This is a genomic window from Streptomyces lateritius, from assembly GCF_014649715.1.
Classification (GTDB): domain Bacteria; phylum Actinomycetota; class Actinomycetes; order Streptomycetales; family Streptomycetaceae; genus Streptomyces; species Streptomyces lateritius.
Genome location: NZ_BMTO01000002.1, coordinates 534,743 through 554,986, shown reverse-complemented (window position 1 = coordinate 554,986; position 20,244 = coordinate 534,743). Strand labels below are relative to the sequence as shown.

Annotated in this window: 15 protein-coding genes; 1 reads left to right on the top strand and 14 read right to left on the bottom strand. The window is 73.4% G+C overall.

Annotated elements, in window-relative coordinates:
- Window positions 1–54: 54 nt before the first annotated feature.
- From tmk to IE136_RS05845, 9 genes are all read right to left on the bottom strand, one after another.
- Entirely contained in the window at window positions 55–3,360 is a 3,306-nt protein-coding gene (tmk, locus tag IE136_RS05890; protein ID WP_189599703.1) for a dTMP kinase, read from the bottom strand.
- Between the two features lie 104 nt (window positions 3,361–3,464).
- A complete protein-coding gene (gene topA, locus IE136_RS05885; RefSeq protein ID WP_158988310.1) occupies window positions 3,465–6,317 on the bottom strand; it encodes a type I DNA topoisomerase in 2,853 nt (950 codons plus the stop codon).
- Window positions 6,318–6,565: 248 nt separating this feature from the next.
- Window positions 6,566–6,763, bottom strand: a complete 198-nt coding sequence (locus tag IE136_RS05880) for a hypothetical protein (RefSeq protein ID WP_189599702.1) — start codon at window positions 6,761–6,763, stop codon at window positions 6,566–6,568.
- Window positions 6,764–6,776: 13 nt separating this feature from the next.
- Window positions 6,777–7,649, bottom strand: coding sequence for an ABC-2 transporter permease (locus IE136_RS05875; protein ID WP_189599701.1), 873 nt, complete (start codon window positions 7,647–7,649; stop codon window positions 6,777–6,779).
- Window positions 7,650–8,962: 1,313 nt separating this feature from the next.
- The gene (locus IE136_RS05865; RefSeq protein ID WP_189599700.1) at window positions 8,963–10,501 is read right to left on the bottom strand and encodes a DUF7059 domain-containing protein; all 1,539 of its coding nucleotides are present in this window, start codon (window positions 10,499–10,501) and stop codon (window positions 8,963–8,965) included.
- A gap of 123 nt (window positions 10,502–10,624) precedes the next feature.
- Window positions 10,625–11,281 carry a small secreted protein gene (locus IE136_RS05860; RefSeq protein ID WP_158988313.1) on the bottom strand — a complete coding sequence of 219 codons (657 nt, stop codon included), beginning with the start codon at window positions 11,279–11,281 and terminating at the stop codon, window positions 10,625–10,627.
- Window positions 11,282–11,479: 198 nt separating this feature from the next.
- Complete coding sequence (locus IE136_RS05855; protein ID WP_158988314.1) at window positions 11,480–13,840, bottom strand: sodium-translocating pyrophosphatase; 2,361 nt, start codon at window positions 13,838–13,840, stop codon at window positions 11,480–11,482.
- Between the two features lie 253 nt (window positions 13,841–14,093).
- Window positions 14,094–14,552, bottom strand: coding sequence for an ATP-binding protein (locus IE136_RS05850; RefSeq protein ID WP_158988315.1), 459 nt, complete (start codon window positions 14,550–14,552; stop codon window positions 14,094–14,096).
- Window positions 14,553–14,659: 107 nt separating this feature from the next.
- Window positions 14,660–15,013 carry an STAS domain-containing protein gene (locus IE136_RS05845; RefSeq protein WP_158988316.1) on the bottom strand — a complete coding sequence of 118 codons (354 nt, stop codon included), beginning with the start codon at window positions 15,011–15,013 and terminating at the stop codon, window positions 14,660–14,662.
- An 80-nt stretch (window positions 15,014–15,093) separates the two neighbouring features.
- Between IE136_RS05845 and sftH the strand changes: the two genes are divergently transcribed.
- Complete coding sequence (gene sftH / locus IE136_RS05840) at window positions 15,094–17,580, top strand: DEAD/DEAH box helicase (protein ID WP_158988317.1); 2,487 nt, start codon at window positions 15,094–15,096, stop codon at window positions 17,578–17,580.
- Here the strand turns inward: sftH and IE136_RS05835 are convergent.
- From IE136_RS05835 to IE136_RS05815, 5 genes are all read right to left on the bottom strand, one after another.
- On the bottom strand, window positions 17,513–17,863 hold the full coding sequence (locus IE136_RS05835) for an Rv3654c family TadE-like protein (RefSeq protein WP_189599699.1): 351 nt from the start codon (window positions 17,861–17,863) through the stop codon (window positions 17,513–17,515). The genes sftH and IE136_RS05835 overlap by 68 nt on opposite strands.
- Before the next feature lie 134 nt (window positions 17,864–17,997).
- Window positions 17,998–18,357 (bottom strand): TadE family type IV pilus minor pilin, encoded by a 360-nt coding sequence (locus IE136_RS05830; RefSeq protein ID WP_158988319.1) that lies wholly within the window; start codon window positions 18,355–18,357, stop codon window positions 17,998–18,000.
- Window positions 18,344–18,538 carry a DUF4244 domain-containing protein gene (locus IE136_RS05825; RefSeq protein WP_158988320.1) on the bottom strand — a complete coding sequence of 65 codons (195 nt, stop codon included), beginning with the start codon at window positions 18,536–18,538 and terminating at the stop codon, window positions 18,344–18,346. The genes IE136_RS05830 and IE136_RS05825 overlap by 14 nt, the downstream gene beginning before the upstream one ends.
- A gap of 50 nt (window positions 18,539–18,588) precedes the next feature.
- Window positions 18,589–19,326: a type II secretion system F family protein gene (locus IE136_RS05820; RefSeq protein ID WP_189599770.1), complete on the bottom strand. Its 738-nt coding sequence runs from the start codon at window positions 19,324–19,326 to the stop codon at window positions 18,589–18,591.
- A gap of 44 nt (window positions 19,327–19,370) precedes the next feature.
- The gene (locus IE136_RS05815) at window positions 19,371–20,243 is read right to left on the bottom strand and encodes a type II secretion system F family protein (RefSeq protein ID WP_229818645.1); all 873 of its coding nucleotides are present in this window, start codon (window positions 20,241–20,243) and stop codon (window positions 19,371–19,373) included.
- Window position 20,244 lies beyond the last annotated feature (1 nt).

Genomic DNA, 20,244 nt, shown 5'->3' with positions numbered 1-20,244 from the left:
CACCGCCGACCCGTCGAATACCGACCCGTCGACCGGGCCGACCGCCGCCACGGCCTAGCGGCGGCGCCGGCCGTCCTCGTCGTCATGCGGGCCGAGCAGTTCGTCCGCCAGGGTCGGGAGGTCGTCGAGCGGGGTCTCCTCCGCCCAGTCGGAGCGGCGTCGCGGGCGGCCCTGCTCGTCGAGCTGGGGCAGCTCCCGCGTCCGGTCGGCCGACCCGTCGGACTTTTCGTCGCGGAAGAAGCCCGGCGGCACCCGGTCGACCGGATCGGCGTTCCGTACGGGCGGCAGCACAGCCGTCTCGTCGGCGTCCCGCACCGGCGGCAGCACGGCGGTCTCGTCCGCGTCCCGCACCGGCCGCAGAACCGCCGTCTCCTCCTCGGGCCGGACGTCCTCCGGCTTCACGATCGGCGTGGGGACGGTGATCTCGCCCGGCGAGAACCGCGGGACCGTCTGCGTCACGTCGTCGGGCCGGAGCACCCGCTCCGCATCCTCCGCACCCGCATCCCTCGCGTCCCTCGCACCCGAATCGCCCGCGCCGCCCTTCGCCGTCCCGGGGCGGATGTCCTCCGGCTTCACGATCGGCGTCGAAACGGTGATCTCGTTCGCCGACACCGTCGCCGCCCGCGACACCTCCGCGGCACGCTCGGCCTCCGCCGCACGCGCGGCTTCCGCGGCCCTGGCCACCTCGGCGGCCCGCTCGGCCTCGGCCGCTCGCGCCTCTGCGGCGGCCTTCGCGGCGGCGGACTCCCGGGCGGCCTTCTCCGCCGCCTCGGCTGCGGCCTTCCGTGCCGCCTCCTCCGCGGCCTTCGCCGCAGCGGCCTCGGCCAGCCGGCGCGCCTCCTCGGCCCGCAGCAGCGCCTCCTCGGCCTTGCGCTGCTTCTCGCGGCGGCGCTCCTCCGCCTCCGCGCGCAGCCGGGCCTCTTCCTCGGCCTGCTTGCGCAGCCTTTCCTGCTCCTCGCGGCGGGCCTTCTCCTCGGCCTCGCGCCGCTTGCGCTCCTCCTCGGCGGCCAGCCGGGCCTCCTCGGCCCGCCGACGCGCCTCCTCCGCCTGCCGTTCGGCCTCGCGCTGCCGCGCCTCTTCCTCCTCGCGGCGCCTGCGCTCCTCCTCCTCGGCACGGAGCTTGGCGAGCTGCGCCTGGCGCTCACGCTCCAGGCGCTCCTCCTCCGCCTTGCGCGCGGCCTCCTCCTCGGCCCGTCGCCGCGCCTCCTCCTCGGCCTTCCGCCGCGCCTCCTCCTGGGCCTTCACCTCGGCCTCCGAGAGCGGAAGCATCCGGTCGAGCCGGTGGCGTACGACGGTGGTGACGGCCTCCGGCTCCTGGCCGGCGTCGACGACGAGGTAGCGGCCCGGGTCGCCGGCGGCCAGGGCGAGGAAGCCGGCCCGCACGCGCGCGTGGAACTCCGGCGGCTCCGACTCCAGCCGGTCCGGGGCCTCGGTGAACCGCTCCCGCGCGGTCTCCGGCGCGACGTCGAGCAGCACGGTCAGGTGCGGCACGAGCCCGCCCGTGGCCCAGCGGTTGATCCGGGCGATCTCGGTCGGGGAGAGGTCACGTCCGGCGCCCTGGTAGGCGACGGACGAGTCGATGTACCGGTCGGAGATGACCACCGCGCCCCGCTCCAGGGCGGGCTTGACCAGGCAGTCGACGTGCTCGGCGCGGTCGGCGGCGTACAGCAGCGCCTCGGCGCGGTTCGAGAGTCCGGCCGAGGAGACGTCCAGCAGGATCGAACGCAGCCGCTTGCCGATCGGTGTCGCGCCCGGCTCGCGGGTGACGACGACCTCGTGGCCCTTGGCGCGGATCCACTCCGCGAGCGCCTCCGCCTGCGTGGACTTGCCGGCGCCGTCACCGCCCTCCAGGGCGATGAAGAAGCCGGTCGCGGCCGGCGCCTGGACGGGATCGGCGCCACGCAGCGCGTCGCGCAGATCGCGGCGCAGCGGTACGCCGGCCCGGTCGTCGGTCTTGGCGAGGACGAGGGCGGCGACCGGCAGCAACAGCGCGCCGACGAGCATCAGAGTGAAGGCGGCGCCGCCGTGGGCGAAGACGAAGCTGCCGGAGGCGAGGCGGTGCGGCCCGATGGCGGCGGCGAGCAGCGGGGCGCCGAGCGCGCCGAGCGCCATGGCGACCCGGGCGACGGCCTGGAGGTGCTCGGTCACCCGGGGGCGCCGGGCCTCCTCGGTCTCCTGGTCGATGAGGATGTGGCCGGTGTTGGCGGCGACACCGCTCGCGTATCCGGCGAGCACGGCGAGGAACAGGACGGTCGCCGTGTCGGGCACCAGGCCCATCGCGAGCAGCGCGATGCCGGTGAGGGCGATCGCGAGGGCGAGGAGCCGGCGGCGGGAGAGCGCGGGGAGCACCGATCCGGCTGTACGGATGCCGACGCCGGTGGCGCCGCTGAGCAGGAGGATCAGCAGCGCGAAGGTGACGGGCCCGCCGCCGAGGTCGTGGGCGTGCAGGACGGCGACCGCCGCGGCGGCGGCGACGGCGGCGGCGACGGTGGCGCAGGCGAGGACGAGCAGCGGGACGACACCCGTACGGCCCTTCTCCGCCGACGGGCGGCGCAGGCCCTCCAGGGGCGAGCGCGGCCTCGGCGTCTGCCCGCCGGGCAGCTCGACGGCGTACAGGACGGCGAGGGACGCGGCGAACAGACCGGCGGCGACGTAGGCGCCGAGGGCGGCCTGGTGCAGCGAGAACCAGTCGACGCCGGTGCCGAGGAGGTTGCCGATCAGCGTGGCGACGAGCAGCACGGCGGCGGCGGCCGGGACCGCGAGGAATCCCGTCCGCAGGGACAGCCGGCGCAGGGCGTCCAGGTGGTCGGGCAGGGGCCGTACGGTGGCGCCCTCCAGCGGCGGGGCGGGCAGCAGCGCGGGGGCCGCGCCCTCCCGGGCGACGGTCCACAGCCGCTCGGCCGCGCCCGTGACGAAGACGGTGCCGAGCAGGAACCACAGGGCCTTGTCCGGGGTCCAGTCGATCCACAGCGGCGCGGCCACGAGGAGCGCGAGCCGCAGCCCGTCGGCTCCGATCATGGTCCAGCGCCGGTCGAGCGGTCCGCCGGGCGCGGTCAGCGCGGTGAGCGGACCGAGGAGGACTGCGCCGAAGAGCACGGAGGCCAGCAGGCGTGTGCCGACCACGGCGGCGACGGCGAGCGCCGCGCCCCGGTACCCGCCTCCGAGGGCTCCCTCGGACACGGCGGTCTGATACCCCAGCAGCACCAGGACGAGGAGGGCGAGAGCGTCCCCCGTCCCTCCGACGAACTGCGCGCTCCAGAGCCGTCGAAGAGGCTGGTGGCGCAGAAGCGCGCGGACGGCGCGCTCGCGGGAGTCTGCGACAAGGGCGGCATCGGACTCTGGCTGCTCTGCTCGCGTCATCCGTCCACCCTATCCGGACCCCTTCACTCCCTGTGGCCTCCACCCGAACAAACGTCGGGGGCGGAGGCAACCGCCTCCGCCCCGTCTGCCCCGGCTTCCAGGTGCTACGCCTCCGGCTTCGCCGCCACCGTCTTCTTCGCGGCCGTCGTCTTCTTGGCCGCGGTCGACTTGGCCGTCGTCTTCTTGGCGGCGGTCTTCTTCGCGGCGGTGGTCTTGGCCGCCGTCGTCTTCTTCGCGGCGGTCTTCTTCGCCGTGGCCTTCTTCGCGGGCGCCTTCTTGGCGGTCTTCTTCGCCGGCGTCTTCGCCCGCTTCTCCGCCAGCAGCTCGAACCCGCGCTCCGGCGTGATCGTCTCCACGCTGTCCCCGGTCCGCAGGGTCGCGTTGGTCTCGCCGTCGGTCACGTACGGGCCGAAGCGGCCGTCCTTCACGACCACCGGCTTCTCGCTGACCGGGTCGACGCCCAGCTCCTTCAGCGGCGGCTTGGCCGCCGCCCGCCCACGCTGCTTGGGCTGCGCGTAGATCGCGAGCGCCTCCTCCAGCGTGATCGTGAAGAGCTGCTCCTCGTCCGTCAGCGACCGCGAGTCCGTGCCCTTCTTCAGGTACGGGCCGTAGCGGCCGTTCTGCGCGGTGATCTCGACACCCTCCGCGTCGGTGCCCACCACGCGCGGCAGGGACATCAGCTTGAGCGCGTCCTCCAGGGTCACCGTGTCGAGCGACATCGACTTGAAGAGCGACGCCGTCCGCGGCTTCACCGCGTTCTTGCCGGTCTTCGGGGTGTCCTCGGGCAGGATCTCGGTGACGTACGGGCCGTACCGGCCGTCCTTGGCCACGATCTGGTTGCCGCTGACCGGGTCGACGCCCAGCTCGAAGTCGCCGCTGGGCTTGGCCAGCAGTTCCTCGGCGTACGCGACGGTCAGCTCGTCCGGGGCCAGGTCCTCGGGGACGTCGGCGCGCTGGTGCCCCTCCGCGTCCTTCTCACCGCGCTCGACGTACGGGCCGTAGCGGCCGACGCGCAGCATGATGCCGTCGCCGACCGGGAAGGAGGAGACCTCCCGGGCGTCGATCGCACCGAGGTCGGTCACCAGCTCCTTGAGCCCGCCGAGGTGGTCGCCGTCGCCGTTCCCGGCGTCGGCGGCCCCGCCGGACGCGCCCTCCTGGCCGCGCTCGCCGAAGTAGAAGCGCTTCAGCCACGGCACGGCCTGCGCCTCGCCGCGCGCGATGCGGTCGAGGTCGTCCTCCATCCTGGCGGTGAAGTCGTAGTCGACGAGCCGGCCGAAGTGCTTCTCCAGCAGGTTGACGACGGCGAAGGAGAGGAACGACGGCACGAGCGCCGTCCCCTTCTTGAAGACGTAGCCGCGGTCCAGGATCGTGCCGATGATCGACGCGTACGTCGACGGGCGGCCGATCTCGCGCTCTTCCAGCTCCTTGACGAGCGAGGCCTCGGTGTAGCGGGCCGGCGGCTTGGTCGCGTGGCCGTCGACGCTGATCTCCTCGGCGGAGAGCGCGTCGCCCTCGGCGACCTGCGGCAGCCGGCGCTCACGGTCGTCGAGCTCGGCGTTGGGGTCGTCGGCCCCCTCCACGTACGCCTTCATGAAGCCGTGGAAGGTGATCGTCTTGCCGGAGGCGCTGAACTCCACGTCCCGGCCGTCCGCCGCCGTGCCGGCGATCTTCACGGTGACCGAGTTGCCGGTCGCGTCCTTCATCTGGGAGGCGACGGTCCGCTTCCAGATCAGCTCGTAGAGCCGGAACTGGTCGCCGGTGAGGCCGGTCTCCGCCGGGGTGCGGAAACGATCACCCGAAGGGCGAATCGCCTCGTGCGCCTCCTGCGCGTTCTTGACCTTGCCGGCGTACACCCGCGGCTTCTCGGGCAGGTAGTCGGCGCCGTACAGCTGCGTCACCTGCGCCCGGGCCGCCGCGACGGCGGTGTCGGACAGGATCGTCGAGTCCGTACGCATGTACGTGATGAAGCCGTTCTCGTACAGCTTCTGGGCGACCTGCATGGTCGCCTTCGCGCCGAAGCCCAGCTTCCGGCTCGCCTCCTGCTGGAGGGTCGTGGTCCGGAAGGGGGCGTACGGGGAGCGGCGGTACGGCTTGGACTCGACGGAGCGGACGCCGTACGAGGTGTCGGCGAGCGAGGCGGCGAGCGCCCGCGCCTGCTCCTCGTCGAGGTGGAGCACGTTCTGGGTCTTCAGCTGTCCGTCGGATCCGAAGTCGCGGCCTTGCGCGACCCGGCTGCCGTCGACCGTCGCCAGGCGCGCGACCAGCGAGGACGGGTCGGAGGGGTCACCGGCCCGGCCGGTGGAGAAGGTGCCGGTCAGGTCCCAGTACTCGGCGGAGCGGAAGGCGATGCGCTCGCGCTCACGCTCGACGACGAGCCGGGTGGCGACGGACTGGACGCGGCCGGCGGAGAGGCCGCGCATGACCTTCTTCCACAGGACCGGCGAGACCTCGTAGCCGTAGAGACGGTCGAGGATGCGGCGGGTCTCCTGCGCGTCGACCATCCGCTGGTTCAGCTCGCGCGGGTTGGCGACGGCGGCCTGGATCGCGTCCTTGGTGATCTCGTGGAAGACCATCCGGTGGACCGGGACCTTGGGCTTCAGGACCTCGAGGAGGTGCCACGCGATGGCCTCGCCCTCGCGGTCCTCATCGGTGGCGAGGAAGAGCTCGTCCGACTCGGCCAGCTGCTCCTTGAGCTTCCTGACCTGCGCCTTCTTGTCGGCGTTGACGACATAGATGGGCTGGAAGTCGTGCTCGACGTCGACACCGAGACGGCGCACTTCGCCGGTGTACTTCTCGGGCACCTCGGCGGCGCCGCTGGGGAGGTCGCGGATGTGCCCGACGCTCGCCTCGACGACATAGCCGGGGCCGAGGTAGCCCTTGATCGTCTTCGCCTTGGCAGGCGACTCGACGATGACGAGTCGGCGGCCGCCCTGTGCGGTCTCGCTGGTCGGGGACAACTTCGCTCTTCTCTCCGGTCGACGCTCGGTGGCACGTACGGTGCTGGCACGTGCGGCAGCGGCACCTGCGGTGACGCTGCCGTCGCTGCGGAGTGTGACGGTACAACCCGCCCCCGTGTCAAACGGCGAAAGCCCGCAACGGCCACTCGAACGGTAACCCGAGTCCTGCCATTCCTGCCGCCCGGACCTCCGGCCGGGCGGGGCGAGGGGGTGCGCCGTGCTCCCGTCGGGGCGGCGCGGCGCTCTCGTCAGAGCCGTCCGAAGCACCAGACGCCGAGAAGAAGGAAGGCGGCACCGAAGGCCGTCGTCAGCGTGATCGCCGCCGCCGTGGCGACTCCGTGCGCGACGGGCTCACGATGCGCCACCCGCACCCCGGTCCACAGCAGCAGCGCGGCCCCGAACAGCGCGAACGCCGTCCCGGCGAAGATCGCGGGCCCGCTCTCCATGTCCGTACCCCGTTCATCCGTCGTGCGCAGGTCGCCCCTCCCGCAGAGGCTGGCACCTCCCGGCGTCGTGGGCGCGAATTCCGGGTGAACGGCGCGGGGGCTCCCGCCCGGGTTCACGAAGATGGCCGGTACTCACCTGCCACCCGCCCGGGTCGCATCCGTCACATCCGCCACACCGCATGTGTCTCATCACATCGAGGGGGGCCGCCCGGCGTCTGCCGCCCCGCTCGAAGAGGGCGAGCAACGCCACGGCGTGGGCCCCGTGCCCGGCGCCCACGGGCAGCTCGGCGCCGAGCAGTGCCCCGTCGAGGCCCCGGCCGGTCAGCCCGGGCGCCGCCTCGGGCGCGTGGGTCAGCGGCAGCGGCTCGCCGGCCGTCCGCATCCACTCCGGCAGCGTCTCGCGGGGCACGACGGGCCCGGTCATCAGCAGCAGCACCGGGCTCGCCACGTTCGACACCAGGAACACGTCACGGAAACGCAGCCCGAGCGCCGCCAGGGCAAGCCCGAAGGCCGGGCAGGCCCCGGTCGCCGCGAGCAGCCCGAGGGCGAGCCCGGGCAGCGAGCGCCCGCGGACACGGCCAGGTCGAACACCAGCGCGGCGGCGGTGAGGACGGAAGGCGAACACCCCGTTCAGGACGTACGGAAGGGCACGACCGGCCCCCAACGGAACCCGGCGGCGCGGCGGGAGGAGGACGGCGCCCAGCGTGCCGAACCGGCGCTCGGCGGCGATCGCCGTCGTGCCGCCGTACACGCAGGAGGCGGAGGTCGCGGGCACGGCATCGCCGACGAAATGGAACCGGTCGTCGACGACGCCGAGTTCCCGCCCGAGGGAGAAGAGGAAGAAGACCTGCCGCAACGGCCCGACCAGCGGTGTCCCGATGAGCATGGGCGGAGTCGTCCAGTTGGACAGGGCCCGGTGGGAGAGGGCTCCGCCGACCACGACGAGCCGGGCGACGCGCGGAAACGGAACCTCTGCGGTGACACCTCTGGTGACCTCTCCGATGACATCCCTGACGGCCTTTCAGGCGAGGGCGAGGGTGGGGCCGCTGCGCGCGCCCGCCGCTCGACGCGCCCCAGGACGTGAACGGCGCCGGCGCATACGCGCAGCCCAGCGCGGCGGCGCCGAGCAGCGGGCCGGCCACGGCACCGCCGGTGGCCGCCGCGCGAACCGCCCGCGCGCCCCCAGGTCCTTGGGCGGCGCCCAGGGGATCGGATGTGTCCATGCGGGCAGCCCACCGATCGGCACGAGCGGCCCGGACAGCAGCCGGACGGGCGTGTCGGCGGGGCGGCCGGCGCGTCGGCGTTACGCAGCAGGACGAAGGTGGCGGCGAGCAGCAGCCCCGTCGTGCCGAGCACGAGCCCGAGCCGGTCGGCGAGGCCGGTGGTGGTCAGCGGGCCGCCCAGCTCCGCAGGACGGTCGTGCAGCCGCGGCCGGGCATCGGTCCGAGCCGGTCCTCGGCGACGGGCTCGGCCGGCTCGCGCAGGGCAGTGGCGCCCGGCCTGGAAGGTGACCGCGAGGACTTCGGGGCCGTCCGTCGAGTCCAGCGGACAGCGCTCCGCGAAGACCAGCGGCACGAGCACCAGGCGCCGCTCCCCCGCCGCGTGCTCCGCCTCGTGGTGCTTGGTCCGTTCGCGTACCGGCCGCTGCCGGCGGCCCCGCGGCTCGAGTCCGCCGAACAGCGCTTCGATCCCCTCGGCGGCGACGGCCCTCGCCCGCGCCTGGGCTCCGTCCTCGACGAGGCGGCGCACGGCCGGCCAGTACGGCTCGATCCGCCCCTTCTCAGTAGGCCGCGTACGCGTCGGCGAGCGCCGCGCAGGTCGCCTGCGGGTCCTTCAGATACGGCTGGACGAAGGGCTGGTCGGCCATCCCCGGGTAGCAGACCGTCACCTGCTCGCGGACGCACTCCGCATCGATGGAGCGCGGCAGGTCGAGCTCCTCGTGGACGTCGGCCGTGCCGACGCGACGGGGCAGCAGGAAGGCGGGACCTCGTACGGCCCCTCGGCGACCAGCGCGCGCAGCGGTACGGTCCGGTCCGCTCGTCCTCCCGGAACACCTCGCGCGCCTGCCCGGCCCACTCCTGGTACGGCGGGGAGGGCGCCGGTGCGGCAGAGCGAGGTGGATCGAGCAGAAGGCGTCCCGCAGGGGGCTGAGCGCGATTCTGGTCCCGCCGGGCGAGGTCTCGTCCCGCTCGATCCGGATCAGCCCTCCCGGCCCTCGCCGGCCGGGAGCAGGAAGCCCTCCTCGACGAGGAGCCGGATCGCCTGCGGGGTGCGGTCCCGGAGCAGCACCGGGTCCTCCCCCGTCAACTGCCCGATCGCGTCGAGGATGCGCCCCGCGCTGAGCGACCCGTCGCACACGCCCGCGAACCCGGCGCCGACGTGGTCCACCTTGGTGGCGCGCCGCATGCCCCGGTTCTGCCGCAGCACCACGTGCTCGGGGTCCTCGGCGCCGGGCAGGCCGACCTGCTCCTGCACCACCTCGGGGGCGAGGATGAAGTGCTCGGCGAGCAGGGACGCGTCGTCGTGCGCCCGCAGATAGTCCTGGCGCTCGAAGTGCGCCCGCACGGTGTCGCCCAGCGGCTGCTCGACCGGGTGGGGCCACTCCTCGATCACGATCGACGGCTCGACCGCGCCGGAGACGACGGCCGGGTTCCTGCGCAGGGTGATCCAGCCGAAGCCGACGGCCTTGGTCCCGCGCGCCTCGAACTCGTCGAGCCACGCGCCGTACCGCTCGACGTACCGCTGCGGATCCTCCCGGTGGTCGCCGCTGTCGCGGAGCCACAACTCGGCGTACTGGGTGATGTCCTGGACCTCGCGCTGCACGATCCAGGCGTCGCAGCCGCGCGGCACCCAGGAGCGGAGCCGGTCCTGCCACTCCTCACCCTCGACGTGCTGCCAGTTGGCGAGGAACTGCGCGTACCCGCCGTCGTTGAGCCGCTCCCCGGCCTCCTGCACGAGCGTGCGGCACAGGTCGTCGCCGCCCATCCCGCCGTCGCGGTAGGTGAGCCGGGCTCCGGGGGAGATGACGAACGGCGGGTTGGAGACGATCAGGTCGTACGTGTCGCCGTCGACCGGCTCGAAGAGGGAACCCTGGAGCAGCTCGGCCTCGCGGGCCCCGGAGAGGGCGAGCGTGAGCCGGGTGAAGCCGAGCGCGCGGGGGTTCAGGTCCGTCGCGGTCACCAGTGTGGCGTGCTGGGCGGCGTGCAGCGCCTGGATCCCGGAGCCGGTGCCGAGGTCGAGCGCGGAGGACACCGGCGTACGGACGGTGATGCCGGCGAGGGTCGTGGACGCCCCGCCGACGCCGAGGACGACCCCTTCGTCCTTCTTGCCGATACCGCCGGCTCCGCCGACGGCGCAGCCGAGGTCGGAGACGATGAACCAGTCCTGGCCCTCGGGCCCGCCGTACGGCCGTACGTCGACGGTCGCCCGGATCTCGCCGTCCGACTCCTCGATCCAGCCGTCGGCCAGCGCCTCCTTCAGCGGCAGCGCGGCGCCGGCGCGCTCGGCGGGGACTGCCCCCTGGAGCAGAAAGAGCCGTACGAGCGTCTCCAGCGGGGAGTGGCCGCGGGTGGCGCGCAGGGCGGGCACGGTCTCGCTGCGGGCGAGGGCGGCGTAGGCGGGGGCGCCGAGGAGCTCGAGCAGGCCGTCGGCGGTGAAGTCGGCGGCGAGCAGGGCTTCGCGGAGGCGGGCGGCGTGTGCGGGCGCCGGAAGGGCGGCGGTCAGGCTGGTCGTACTCACCACTCCATTGTGACCGCCGCCACCGACATCGCCCCGAGCGCCCCGCCCGCACGGGTCTCCGCGTCCACTCGGCGAGACCCCGCGAAGGCCGCTCCTCGGCGCGGCCTCCGGCGGTACCTGGCGCTACTCGGCCTTCTTCTTGCTCGCGGAGGCCGAGGGCTTGCTGTCCGCGGGCTTCTCCGAGGGCTTGGACGACGGCGTCGAACCGCCCTTCGGCGAGGCCGGGCTCGGCGCGACCGAAGGCGTCGCCTTCTGGCAGCCCGGCTGCTTCGCCATCGCCTGGCCCAGCTCGCCGGACTGCAGCTTGGCCAGCGCGTCCTGGTCCATCTTCTCGATCTTCTTCAGGCCGTCGGCGACCCCCTGCAGACCGTCCGCGAACTTCTGCTGGTTGCCCGGGTCGAGCGCGTCGACCTGCTTCTTCAGCCCCTCGTACGCCACGGCCGTGGAGTTGAGCTCCCTGACCGCGTCCTGCTGGATCTTCTCGCCGTTGTCGACGGGCGGCGCTCCGGCTCCCTGGATGGCCTTCGCGAGCGCCCGGTCCGCGTCGGCGATGTCCTGGAACGCCTTCGAGTCGGCGGCCTGGATGTCGGCCGGCTTCCCGTCGGCAGCCGTCGAGATGATGAGCTGCTGGGCGTTGGCACGCTTCTGGATCTGTGGCTTCGCCTGGTCGCAGACCGTCTTGGCCCAGTCGTTCACCTTGTCGCCGTCGTCGCCGCACCCGGACAGCGCGAGCACGAGTACCGCGCCGCCGGACAGTGCGGCCGCAAGCTTCTTGTTCACCGGATCGGTCCCTTCCAAGGCTCTCGGCCCCGGAACATACACGCCGAGCGGGCGACATCCACCTTTCGTGCGACCGGTTCATCCCTGATTGCAGCCATTCGCACCAGGGAAAGACACCTCACGCTCCCCAGAACGCGCCCCGAGCGACGGGCGGGCGGCACGTCAACACGCGCCGCCCGCCCGCACTCTGAGCGGGGGTTACGAAGCCACCGGCGCGCCCGACGAGGTGCCGGACCGTTCGGCGGAGTCGTCTTCGTCACCCACGGCCACCGAACGGCGCTTGGAGACGTAGACCGCGCCGATGACGACCACGATCGCGAGGGCCGCGATCGCCGCCCGCAGCCCCGGGCTGGCGTCGTCGCCGAAGCTGAACTGCACCACGGCGGGCGCGATCAGCAGGGCGACCAGGTTCATCACCTTCAGCAGCGGGTTGATGGCCGGTCCGGCGGTGTCCTTGAACGGGTCGCCGACGGTGTCGCCGATGACCGTCGCGGCATGGGCGTCGCTGCCCTTGCCGCCGTAATGGCCGTCCTCGACGAGTTTCTTGGCGTTGTCCCACGCCCCACCGGAGTTGGCGAGGAAGACGGCCATCAACGCGCCCGTGCCGATGGCTCCGGCGAGGTACGCGCCGAGCGCCCCCACCCCGAGCGAGAAACCGACCGCGATCGGCGCCATCACGGCGAGCAGCCCGGGCGTGGCGAGTTCGCGCAGCGCGTCCTTGGTGCAGATGTCGACCACGCGCCCGTACTCGGGTTGCTCGGTGTAGTCCATGATCCCGGGGTGCTCGCGGAACTGCCGTCGCACCTCGTAGACCACCGCTCCCGCCGAGCGCGACACCGCGTTGATCGCGAGCCCCGAGAAGAGGAAGACGACCGCGGCGCCCAGGATCAGCCCGAAGAGGTTGTTGGGCTGGGAGATGTCCATCGAGAGGTTGGTCTCGGCGGCCCTGGCCCCCACCTCCGCGACCGCCGTGGCGATCGCGTCACGGTACGAGCCGAAGAGCGCCGCCGCGGCCAGGACGGCGGTGGCGATGGCGATGCCCTTGGTGATGGCCTTGGTGGTGTTGCCGACGGCGTCGAGGTCGGTGAGCACCTGGGCGCCCGCGCCCTGGACGTCACCGGACATCTCGGCGATCCCCTGGGCGTTGTCGGAGACGGGGCCGAAGGTGTCCATGGCGACGATCACGCCGACCGTGGTGAGCAGGCCGGTACCGGCCAGGGCGACCGCGAAGAGCGCCAGCATGATGGACGTGCCGCCGAGCAGGAACGCCCCGTAGACGCCGAGGCCGATCAGCAGGGCGGTGTAGACGGCGGACTCCAGGCCGATGGAGATGCCCGCGAGGACGACGGTGGCCGGGCCGGTGAGCGAGGACTTGCCGATGTCCCTGACCGGCCGCCGGGTGGTCTCGGTGAAGTAGCCGGTGAGCTGCTGGATCAGCGCGGCCAGGACGATGCCGATGGCCACGGCCACCAGGGCGAAGACACGCGGGTCGCCTCCGTGAGCCTGGATGCCGGGCTCGGTGACGCCCTTGAGGTCGGCGAAGGAGGACGGCAGGTAGGCGTAGACGGCGACGGCGACCAGGGCGAGCGAGATCACCGCGGAGATGAAGAAGCCACGGTTGATGGCGGTCATTCCGCTGCGGTCGGCGCGCCGCGGGGCGACCGCGAAGATACCGATCATCGCGGTGACCACGCCGATCGCCGGCACGATCAGGGGAAAGGCGAGGCCGACGTCGCCGAAGGCCGCCTTGCCCAGGATGAGCGCGGCGACGAGCGTGACGGCGTACGACTCGAAGAGGTCGGCGGCCATACCCGCGCAGTCGCCGACGTTGTCGCCCACGTTGTCGGCGATGGTGGCGGCGTTGCGCGGGTCGTCCTCGGGGATGCCCTGCTCGACCTTGCCGACGAGGTCGGCGCCGACGTCGGCGGCCTTGGTGAAGATGCCGCCGCCGACGCGCATGAACATGGCGATGAGCGCGGCGCCCAGGCCGAAGCCTTCGAGGACCTTGGGCGCGTCGGCGGCGTAGACGAGGACGACGCACGAGGCACCGAGCAGGCCGAGGCCCACGGTGAACATGCCGACCACGCCACCGGTACGGAAAGCGATCTTCATGGCCTTGTGCGAGACGGCCGTCAGATCCTTTTCCGGTTCACCCGGCCCCGGTGTCGCCTCCCGGGCCGCGGCGGCCACGCGCACATTCGCCCGAACGGCGAGTCGCATGCCGATGTATCCGGTGGCCGCCGAGAAAAGCGCACCCACCAGGAAGAACAGCGAACGCCCTGCGCGCTGCGACCAGTTGTCGGCCGGCAACAACATCAACAGGACGAACACGACGACGGCGAAGATCCCGAGAGTCCGCAACTGACGTGCCAGGTAGGCGTTCGCGCCCTCCTGCACGGCGGCGGCGATCTTCCTCATGGAATCCGTGCCCTGACCGGCGGCCAGTACCTGGCGCACCAGGAGCTGGGCGACGACCAGTGCCGCGAGCGCGATGGCTGCGACGACGATCACGATCACGCGGTTCTCTTCAGTGAGCACCGCGGCTGCAAGACCCGCCATTCGTCCTCCTTGACGTTGCGAGGTCAAGATGTGGACGGATTGTAAGGAGCGGATCCTGATCAAAACAGGGCGCCGCCATCGGAATTCTCTAATACCTCACATGTACCGCCGAAAGCAGTAATGAGGCAAAAGCATTGCCGCATGAATGCATGATCGGAAGAAATGAAAAAAGGCCCTGCTCGGCAGGGCCTCTCTCATGATCCGGTCGGTGGTGCGACGCGTGTCGGGTGCGTGCGTGTCGCGGGCGTGCGGGTCAGGGGAGTGCGACGGCCGGCGTCGTCGGCCAGGTCATGCGGATCACTCCGCCCTCCTCGCCCGCTCTCACCTCGACGTCGTCGACGAGCCCGCGGATCACCGCGAGGCCCATCTCGTCCTCTCCGTCGGCGTCGTCGAACTCCTCGGCCGGCGCCTCGTCGCGCGCCCCGGGGACACCGACGGCATCGGCCGCCGCCACCCCCGCGCCCGGCACCTCGTCGCCGACCTCGATGGAGAAGGACTTCTCCTCCTCGGTCAGCACGACCCGGACGGGGGTGAGGACCCCGTTGCTGCGATGCAGGCCGACCGCGCGGGAACACGCCTCGCCCACGGCGAGTCTGACCTCGTCGAGGACCGCCTCGTCGACCCCGGCCCGGCGCGCCACCGCGGCCGCCACCAGGCGGGCCGTGCGGACGTGCTCGGGCTGGGCGCTGAAACGGAGTTCAACGGTGGCCATGCGGTCCCCCTAGGAACGTATGGGTGGGCAGCTCGGAGAACCGGGCGTCACAGCCCGGCCCTCCTGACCCTTCTTCCGACGTCGGCGGTTTCCCGCGCGGCGGGCCGTCAGTCGGTGGCGTTGACGGCCTCGTCGACCGAGGTGTGGATGGGGAACACCTTGGTCAGACCGGTGATCCGGAAAATCTTGAGAATGCGCTCCTGGTTGCAGACCAGGCGCAACGAGCCCTCGTGCGCGCGCACGCGCTTCAGGCCACCCACCAGCACACCGAGGCCGGTCGAGTCGAGGAAGTCCACGCCCTCCATGTCGACAACCAGGTGGTAGCTGCCGTCGTTCACCAACTCGACCAACTGCTCGCGCAGCTTGGGCGCGGTATACACATCAATCTCGCCACCGACCTCGACGACCGTACGGTCGCCACTCGGGCCGGACACATTGCGAGTCGACAGGGACAGGTCCACGGATCCTCCAGCACCTTGCTATCGAGCGGTCGCCCCTCGGGTCTCCCCGGCGGAGTCGGGGGGACGGAACGCCAGCCGCGATGGCATTCAATCACTTACCAGCAGCCATGCACGACGCCTTGGGAGCATTGTCCGTCACGCCAGTGACACACTCGGTGCCGATGGCCAAGAATCACCGCCCCAGTCGAACAGCGGGAGACATGGGCAGCCGCCCCTCCCCCGCCATGGTTCTCGACCGGCTCTCGTCGGGCGAGAGCCGGGCCGCGCGCATCACTCATACGGAGCACTTGCCCGCCCGGGCGGGTCGGCATGCCGTCTGGCCGCATCGCATCCGGCCGGAAGTGATCGGCGCGATTCAGGCGGCCGGAATCGAGCACCCCTGGGCCCACCAGGCAGAGGCCGCCGAGCGCGCCCTGGACGGCGAATCCGTGGTGATCGCCACCGGCACCGCCTCGGGCAAGTCGCTGGCCTACCTCACACCGGTCCTCAGCACCCTCCTGGACGGCTCGGAGGCCGCGAACGGTCGGGGCGCCACCGCCCTGTATCTCGCGCCCACCAAGGCCCTGGCCGCCGACCAGCGCCGCGCCGTGCGCGAGCTGGCCGCCCCGCTCGGCAACCGGATCCGGCCCGCCGTCTACGACGGCGACACCCCGGTCGAGGAACGCGAATGGGTGCGCCAGTACGCCAACTACGTGCTGACCAACCCCGACATGCTGCACCGGGGCATACTCCCCTCCCACCCCAGGTGGTCCTCCTTCCTGCGCTCCCTGCGCTACGTCGTGATCGACGAGTGCCACACCTACCGGGGCGTCTTCGGCTCTCACGTCGCCCAGGTGCTGCGCCGCCTGCGCCGCGTCTGCGCCCGCTACGGCGCGGATCCGGTCTTCCTCCTCGCCTCCGCCACCTCGGCCGAGCCGGCCCTCGCCGCGGGCCGCCTGACCGGCCTGCCGGTCTCGGAGGTCTCCGACGACGCCTCCCCGCGCGGGGAGCTGGTCTTCGCCCTCTGGGAGCCGCCGCTGACCGAGCTCCAGGGCGAGCAGGGCGCCCCGGTGCGCCGCACGGCCACCGCGGAGACCGCCGACCTGCTGACCGACCTGACCGTCCAGGGCGTCCGCTCGGTCGCCTTCGTCCGCTCCCGACGCGGCGCCGAGCTGATCGCGGTCATCGCCCAGGAACGTCTTGCCCAGGTCGACCGCTCCCTGGCCCGCCGGGTCGCCGCCTACCGCGGGGGCTACCTCCCCGAGGAACGCCGGGCCCTGGAGCGCGCCCTGCACTCGGGCGAACTGCTCGGCCTGGCCGCCACGACCGCCCTGGAGCTGGGCGTGGACGTCTCGGGCCTCGACGCCGTCGTGATCGCCGGCTATCCCGGCACCCGGGCCTCCCTGTGGCAGCAGGCGGGCCGGGCCGGCCGCTCCGGCGAGGGCGCCCTCGCGATCCTGGTCGCCCGCGACGACCCGCTGGACACCTTCCTGGTCCATCACCCCGAGGCCCTTTTCCAGCAGCCGGTGGAATCGACCGTCCTGGACCCCGACAACCCCTACGTCCTCGCCCCCCATCTGTGCGCCGCCGCCGCGGAGCTCCCGCTGACCGAGAGCGACCTGGCCCTCTTCGGCCCGGCCGTCCCCGAGCTGCTGCCTCAGCTGGAGGCCGCCGGGCTGCTGCGCCGGCGCTCCTCCGGCTGGTACTGGACCCGGCGTGAGCGGGCCGCCGACCTGACCGACATCCGGGGCGGGGGCGGCAACCCGGTCCAGATCGTCGAGGCCGGTACGGGCCGCCTCCTCGGCACGGTCGACGAGGCCGCCTCCCACGCCGCCGTCCACGACGGCGCCGTCCACCTCCACCAGGGCCGCACCTACCTGGTGCGGAACCTGGACCTGAAGGACTCCGTGGCCCTGGTCGAGGAGGCCAGTCCTCCGTACTCCACCACCGCCCGTGACACCACCTCCATCTCCGTCCTCGAGACCGACACCGAGATCCCCTGGGGAGCCGGCCGCCTCTGCTACGGCTCCGTCGAGGTCACCAACCAGGTCGTCTCCTTCCTGCGCCGCCGTCTGATGACCGGCGAGGTGCTCGGCGAGACCAAGCTCGACCTGCCGCCCCGCACCCTGCGCACCCGGGCCGTGTGGTGGACGGTCACCGAGGACCAGCTGGACGCCGCCCGGATCAACCCGGAGATCCTCGGGGGTGCCCTGCACGCCGCCGAGCACGCCTCGATCGGCATGCTGCCGCTCTTCGCCACCTGCGACCGCTGGGACATCGGCGGCGTCTCCGTCCCGCTCCACCCCGACACCCTGCTGCCGACCGTCTTCGTCTACGACGGCCATCCGGGTGGCGCGGGCTTCGCCGAGCGGGCCTTCCACACGGCACGGGAGTGGCTTACCGCCACCCGCGAGGCCATCGCCGCCTGCGAGTGCGAGGCGGGCTGCCCGTCGTGCATCCAGTCCCCCAAGTGCGGCAACGGCAACGACCCGCTCCACAAGCGCGGTGCCGTACGCCTCCTCACGGAACTGCTGCGGGAGGCCCCCACAGGCCCTCAGGAGGCCCCGCAGGCCCCGCCCGGGCCCTGACGGCCGGTCTGTACGGCCCGAGGGCCACGGCCGCCGTCACGTCCGCCACATCGCCCCGCACGGAGCACCGCACCAGGGCGGCCCCCTGGGCGCCGGCCACCCGTGCCGCCGCCTCGCAGGCGCTGCGCTCATCCCCCAGGGCCCGGTCGGCGGCGGCCAGCGCGGCCAGGTCCGCGGCCCCACCCGCTCGGTGCCGGGCGGCCACGGCCTGCCCGAGGGCGAGCACCGCGCCGAAAACCACGCACAGCGCACAGGCCACGAACGCCGTCCACACCGTCGCCATCCCCTCGTCCCCGGCCCCCGGCCGTGGGACGCGCCACTTCCGCACGGACGGCCGCGGCGCGGGGCGGGTGCGGCCGGCCTTACGGCTGCTCCGGCCGGGGTTCCGTCCCGCCGGCGGGAGACACCCGCTCCCGCTCATGGTGGGTTCACCCCCACCGCGTCCTCGGCCAGAGCCGCCGCTCCGGCGCGGAGGGTGAGCCCCAGGCCCCCCGGCCCGGGGGCCGGAGCCTCCACCGTCACCCGCCACAGCTCCCCCGACCGGGTCACCGAGACCCTGGCCCCACCAGGGGCGGCCGCCCGTGCGGCGGCCTCAGCGGCGGTGACCGGCTCGGAGCGGGCCACCGCCCGTGCCCCGGCCCGGGCCGCGTCCACGCACTGGATCTGCGCCGCCGCGGCCGCGAGTGCCCAGACCAGGGCCATGGTGAACACCACCAGGGCCGGGAGGGCCATGGCCGCCTCCACGGTCACGGCGCCCCGGTCCTCAGAACGGCGCATCGAGCGCCTTTCCGATCACGGACTCCAGCGCGCCGGAGACCGACCCGCTCGTCACGATCTTGTAGAGCACGGCCGCGAAGGCCGCCGCCGCGATCGTTCCCATCGCGTACTCGGACGTGGTCATCCCCGCGTCCGACCTGGCCGCCCATCGGGCCCGCCACCACGTGCTCACGTACTTCATGCCAACCCCCTGAGGTGTTCTTCGTCTTGACGTCTTGATGTGCACTTCTGTCAGGCCCGCAGCAGTCCGGTGGCGAGCCCGATCACCACCGGGGCCACTCCGACCGCCAGGAAGGCGGGCAGGAAACACAGCCCCACGGGCGCGGTGATCAGCACCTGCGCCCGTTGCGCCCGGGCCGCCGCCCTCCGCGCCCGGTCCGCCCGCAGATCGGCCGCGTGTCTCGACACGGCCTCCGCGGCGGGCGCCCCGGAGGAGCCAGCCCTTTCCAGGCAGCGGGCCAGGCCCTCGGCGCCGGGTATCGCGCCGAACCTCCGCCACACCTCGGCCGGTTCGCCGCCGAGGCGCAGCTCCGCCGCCGTCCGCGAAAGGCGCTCACCGACCGGGCCTCCCAGCGAGCCGCCCACCGCTTCCGCGGCCTCTCCGGGCCCCGCTCCGGCCGACACGCAGGCCGCCAGCAGATCGGCGGCGAGAGGCAGTTGGCGAGCGGCCTCCCCGTCGTCCGGCACCGCAGAGCAGCGGCGCGCGCTCCACCGCCACACCCCCCAGGCCGCCGCGACCGCGACCAGGAGGCCGGCCGTTCCGCCCACCAGCACCCATCCAGTGAGCGCCGCGACGAACGGCAGGGCCCACCCGCGCGCCCACGGCAGCACCCTCACCGGACCTCGCCGCTCCCGCCCGAGGTCGGTTTCCAGCAATGCCGCGAGCCGCTTCCGTGTCCGTCGCTCGCGTCGCCGGTCGGCAACCGCCCAGGCCGCCCAGACGGCCCCGCCGGCCGGCCCGGCCACCATCCCCGCCCTGGGCCCGAACTCCTCCACCAGCGCCACAACAGCCCTCACACCCGCTCCCCTCCTCGGACGATCCGCGCCGCCCACCACAGACCGGCCGCCTCCAGAGCCGCGCCGACGGCCAGACAGCCCAGCCCGACCGGCGTGTGCAGCAGGACGTGCAGCGGTCGGGCTCCGAGCGCCGTACCGAGGGCGAGCCCCACCACCGGCAGGACGGCGAGGACCGTCACCGTCGCCCAGGCGCCGGCCAGTTGCGCTCTCATCCGCTCCCGCTGGTCCCGGTGCTCCCGAAGCGCGGCCTCCAGCCGGTCGAGCCCTGCGGCCAGCCCCGCGCCGCCGTCCACGGCGACCTGCCAGCAGGCCGCCAGACCGGCCAGTCCGTCGGCGCCGTCCCGCCGGGCGGCCCGCCGCAGTGCCTCCGCCACGTCTCCGCCGAAGCGCGCCGCCGCGAGCACCGCTGTCTCCTCGTGCGGGCTCAGCGCCCCGGTCGTGCCGACCGCGAAGACCAGCGCCTGCGCCGGTTGACGGCCGGCTCTCAGCTCCCCCGCGATCGCACCGCACAGGGCCATCGCCGCGTCGGCCCGCGCCTCCCGCTCCTTCCGGGCCGTCACCGCCCGCAGCTTCCGCCCCACCAGCGGCACCGCGACCAGCCCCGCCGCCAGCGGCAGCGGCGACTCCCCGAGAAGCGAGAGCACCACCGCCAAAGGCAGGCACAGCCATGCGCGCCGTCCCCGCGCCACGGCCCACCACCGCTCGCCGAGGCCCCGCCACGACGGCCCGGTACGCGCCGGAGTCCCCACGCCGGCGGGAAAGCCCACGCCCGCCAGCACCGCCCTCGCCCTGCGCAGCCCGCGTTCCCGCTCGGCCACCCGCCACAGCGCGGCCCCGGCACACAGAACCGCCGCGCCCTGCGCGAGCACC